Genomic DNA, 3,750 nt, shown 5'->3' with positions numbered 1-3,750 from the left:
CGTCTCGGAATGTAGGGTGGGCAAAACGGAGCGTGCCCACCATTGCCATCCGTGCACGCGATGGTGGGCACGTCGCTCCGCTCCTTTGCCCACCCTACAGGCCGTGAATGGTCATTTCAGGGTCGAACCGAGCCACTTATTCGCGGCCTGCTGCGCCTGCGCGCGCTCCTGCGGGCTGGCACCGGCCAGCAGTTCATCCAGCATCAGGTCGCCCTTGCCGGCGGTCTTGGCCACGATATGCCACCGGAACCCCTCCAGCCGGTCATCGGTATTCGTGCGCATCGCAAGCACACGGGCAAGGCGGTTTTGGGCGATCGGACTGTTGTGCCGGGCGGCGTTGCGGAGCAGGGTCAAGGCCGCGGCCTCGTTCTTCGGCGTTCCCGTGCCATTGTAGAGCGCGATGGCATATTCGACCTGAGCATCGACGTTGTCGGCCATCGATGCCGCTTGCAGCAGGCGTACAGCCTTGTTGATGTCCTTCTCGACCCCGGTGCCCTCCTTGTAGAAGGTCGCCAGCGCATATTGCGCCTCGGGATTGCCGGCATCGGCGGCCTGGCGCAGCAGTTCCGCCGACCGCTTGACGTCCTGCGGCAAGGTCTGGCCATCGAGATAGAGCAGCGCGAGATTATAGGCGGCCTTGGGATTGCCGAGCTTGGCCGACGAGGCCAGCAGCTTCACGGCCTCGTCGCGGCCGCCCGGATTGGTCCGCTCGGAGATGCGCAGCATCGCCAGCGCGAACATGGCCTCGCGGTCGCCGCGATCGGCGGCGCGCTTGTACCATTCAGCGGCCTGCTGATAGTTGCGCTTGATGCCGATGCCGTTGGAATAGAGCTCGCCGAGCATGGTCATCGCCTTCGGATCGTTGTTCTCCGTGGCGCGCTTGGTGGCAAGATCGAGGGCGGTCTTGTACATGCCGCGCTGATACGCGCCATAGACGAGGTCGGCATTCGGGTCGACGGGCTCTTCTGCCTTCTCGGGCTGCTTCGCGGGCGGCGCCTTCTTGGCGGCGTCCGGTGCCTTCTTCGCAGCTTCCGGCGCTTTCGCAGGCGCCTTGGCCGGCGGCTGTTTCGGCGCAGCCTTGCTCTGGCTCGGTGGCGTCTGGGCAGCCGGCGGCGTCAGCGACATCTGCGCGAAGGCCGCCGTCGTGATGAGGCAGCTTGTCGTGACGAGCAATATGCGCAGTGTCTTCACGACATTCAGCCCTGTGCAGCCTTGAAGCGCTCGAGCAGGGCGGCATGGCCCTGCCTGATCGCCTTTTCGACATCCACGAGCGCGGCAGCCGCGCCGCGCTGGTCGTTCCAGATCAGGTCGCCGACCAGCACGAAATCTGCACCGACGGCGGCGAACTGCTCGGCTTCCTCCAGCGAGGCCGCATAGCCGACACATGGCGGCTCGAACAGTTCGGCCCACCATTCCAGTCGTTCCGCGATGGCATCCGCCGACGGGCGCTGGCCCTTGGCATCCGGCTCGCCGAACAGGACGTAGTCGGCACCAGCCTCGCCGGCCGACATGGCATGATGCCGCGTCGTCAATCCGCCGCAGCCGGCGATCCAGTCCGGTTTCAGCGCCGGCAGCGCGTCCTGCATGGGGGCGAGGCCGGGCAAGTGCGCGCCATCGGCACCGCCGCGGGCAACGAGATCCACATGGCCTTCGACCAGCAGCGCGGCGTCCGCATTCTGGGCGACCTGCGCCACCGCCTTGATGCGTGTGGTGAGGCTGCGCGGATCCGATGGCGCAAGGCGCAGCAGCACGGCGGCGATATCGGCCTTGCCGAGCAATGCGGGCAGTGCGCCGACCAGTGCGGCCGGGTCTTCAATGACGGGCGTCGAGAGGTAGAGCCGCGGAGCGGGGGGCGCTGGAGGTTTCGCAGCCAAGATCAAGCAGCCTTTTCGTGTTCGGCAGTCCATGTGCCGGATGCGGCGAGCGAATTCATGCGCGCCCGATGGGTGAATGCTTTCTGCCCGGCCAGCACGTTCTCTGCCTTGCCAGCCCAGGCCTTCTGCGGCGCAGCTTGCAATGCGCGGCCATAAGAAAAGGTGAGCGGCCAGGGCAGGCCACCGATTTTGTTCATCGCATCGAGATGCGCGGTGGCCTCTTCGTCCGACTGGCCGCCGGAGAGGAAGGCGATGCCGGGCACGGCGGCGGGGACGCAGTTCTTCAGCATGCGAACGGTCTTTTCGGCGACTTCGGCGACATCTGCCTGGGTCTCCGATTTCTTGCCGGAGACCGCCATGTTCGGCTTCAGGACCATGCCCTCCAGCGCAACACGCTGGACACGCAATTCCTGGAATGTCTTGTTGAGCACGCGCGTCGTGACTTCCACACAGCGGTCGATATCGTGATCGCCATCCATCAGCACCTCGGGCTCGACGATCGGCACGATCTGCGCGGCCTGGCACAGCGCGGCATAGCGCGCCAGTGCATGCGCATTGACGGATATCGCGGTCATCGACGGGATGCCCGCTCCGATATCGATCACTGCGCGCCATTTCGCAAACCGCGCCCCGCGCTCGTAATATTTCGGCAGTCGCTCCGCGAGCTTGTCGAGACCGGCGGTGATGAGCTCGCCGGGGCAGTTCGGCAGCGGCTGCGTGCCTTCATCCACCTTGATGCCGGGAATGGCGCCGGCTTCCTCGATCAGGCGGACCAGCGGCGTGCCATCCTTCGCGTCCTGCCAGATCGTCTCGTCGTAGAGGATGACACCCGAAATCGCGCTGCTCATCGCCTCGCGGGAGCGGAACAGCATCTCGCGATAGTCGCGGCGGCTTTCCTCGGTGGAGGTGACGCCGATGGCGTCGAAACGCTTCTTGATGGTGCCCGACGACTCATCGGCCGCAAGGAGACCCTTGCCGGGCGCAACCATGGCGCGGGCGATTTTGTTGAGATCAGCGAGGTTCATCGGAGCGGTCCTGAAAGATGGCTGCTTCTTACGGACAATAACGACGGATGTCAGGCAAATCCGAGGAAAACGGTGAGGGCGCGGTCAACCCGATCCATATCAGGGGCGTCGAGATGCCCGAATACCTGACCGATCTTGGACCTTGGCAAGGTCGTGCATTTATCCGCCATCACCTGAGATCTGGCCTCGAGACCATTCTCGGCGTTTGGTTCGATCAAGACTCTTATAGTCGCCGCAGCTGTCACTTCGGTGGTTAGCGGCAAGAAGGTCACGGAATCCAAGCCGTCGTGCCAGATCGCCTGAACCACGACAGCAGGTCGCGGCTTCCCGTAGGCGCCCTGCATGACCACGGTCACGAGGTCGCCTCGCTTCATTTCCAGCCGTCGATTTCGACACCGGAAAGCTCTTCCAGAATTTGCTTTTCATCCGCGCTGGCGTTGATCGCCGCAATGTCGCGCGCGATCTCTGCCCTAAATTCCGGCGTATTCACATCCGGCACCCAGATGGTCACCGGCTTGAGGCCGGCGGCCTTCATCTTTTCACGATGCTTGCGGACCCGTTCGGCGCCTGTAGCCATGACGACCTCCACCTTGTTACATGTAACATAGCGAAGGTCGCTCTGGACTGCAAGTCTTGCGTGCATCCATTCAGGATGAATGCAATCAGGCGATTTTCGCGTTCAGCTCGCCCGAGGCATAGCGCTTGGCCATCTCGGCGGTGGTCAGCACGCGCTTGACCTTGCTGGCCTGGCCGGCGGTGTTGAATTCCTGCAGGCGCTGCTTGCAGAGCTTGGTCATCGCCTCCATCGCCGGCTTCAGATATTTGCGCGGATCGAATTCGCTGGGATTTTC

Annotated in this window: 5 protein-coding genes and 1 pseudogene; all 6 read right to left on the bottom strand. The window is 63.9% G+C overall.

Features of this window, described 5'->3' with window-relative positions; all coding sequences use genetic code 11:
* Positions 1–111: 111 nt before the first annotated feature.
* Positions 112–1,191, bottom strand: a complete 1,080-nt coding sequence (locus ACIQ17_RS31935) for a tetratricopeptide repeat protein (RefSeq protein ID WP_398473548.1) — start codon at positions 1,189–1,191, stop codon at positions 112–114.
* 5 nt (positions 1,192–1,196) lie between these two features.
* Entirely contained in the window at positions 1,197–1,874 is a 678-nt protein-coding gene (locus tag ACIQ17_RS31930; protein WP_398473547.1) for a thiamine phosphate synthase, read from the bottom strand.
* Positions 1,875–1,876: 2 nt separating this feature from the next.
* A complete protein-coding gene (locus ACIQ17_RS31925; RefSeq protein WP_398473546.1) occupies positions 1,877–2,899 on the bottom strand; it encodes a class I fructose-bisphosphate aldolase in 1,023 nt (340 codons plus the stop codon).
* Positions 2,900–2,949: 50 nt separating this feature from the next.
* Positions 2,950–3,273 (bottom strand): type II toxin-antitoxin system PemK/MazF family toxin, encoded by a 324-nt coding sequence (locus ACIQ17_RS31920; protein WP_398473544.1) that lies wholly within the window; start codon positions 3,271–3,273, stop codon positions 2,950–2,952.
* Positions 3,270–3,476 carry an antitoxin MazE family protein gene (locus tag ACIQ17_RS31915; RefSeq protein WP_398473543.1) on the bottom strand — a complete coding sequence of 69 codons (207 nt, stop codon included), beginning with the start codon at positions 3,474–3,476 and terminating at the stop codon, positions 3,270–3,272. The genes ACIQ17_RS31920 and ACIQ17_RS31915 overlap by 4 nt, the downstream gene beginning before the upstream one ends.
* Before the next feature lie 85 nt (positions 3,477–3,561).
* Positions 3,562–3,750: pseudogene (locus ACIQ17_RS31910) on the bottom strand (fructose-1,6-bisphosphate aldolase); the annotation flags it as partial.

This window comes from Tardiphaga sp. (assembly GCF_044340795.1).
Taxonomy (GTDB): domain Bacteria; phylum Pseudomonadota; class Alphaproteobacteria; order Rhizobiales; family Xanthobacteraceae; genus Tardiphaga.
This window is presented reverse-complemented; position numbering and strand designations above follow the sequence as displayed.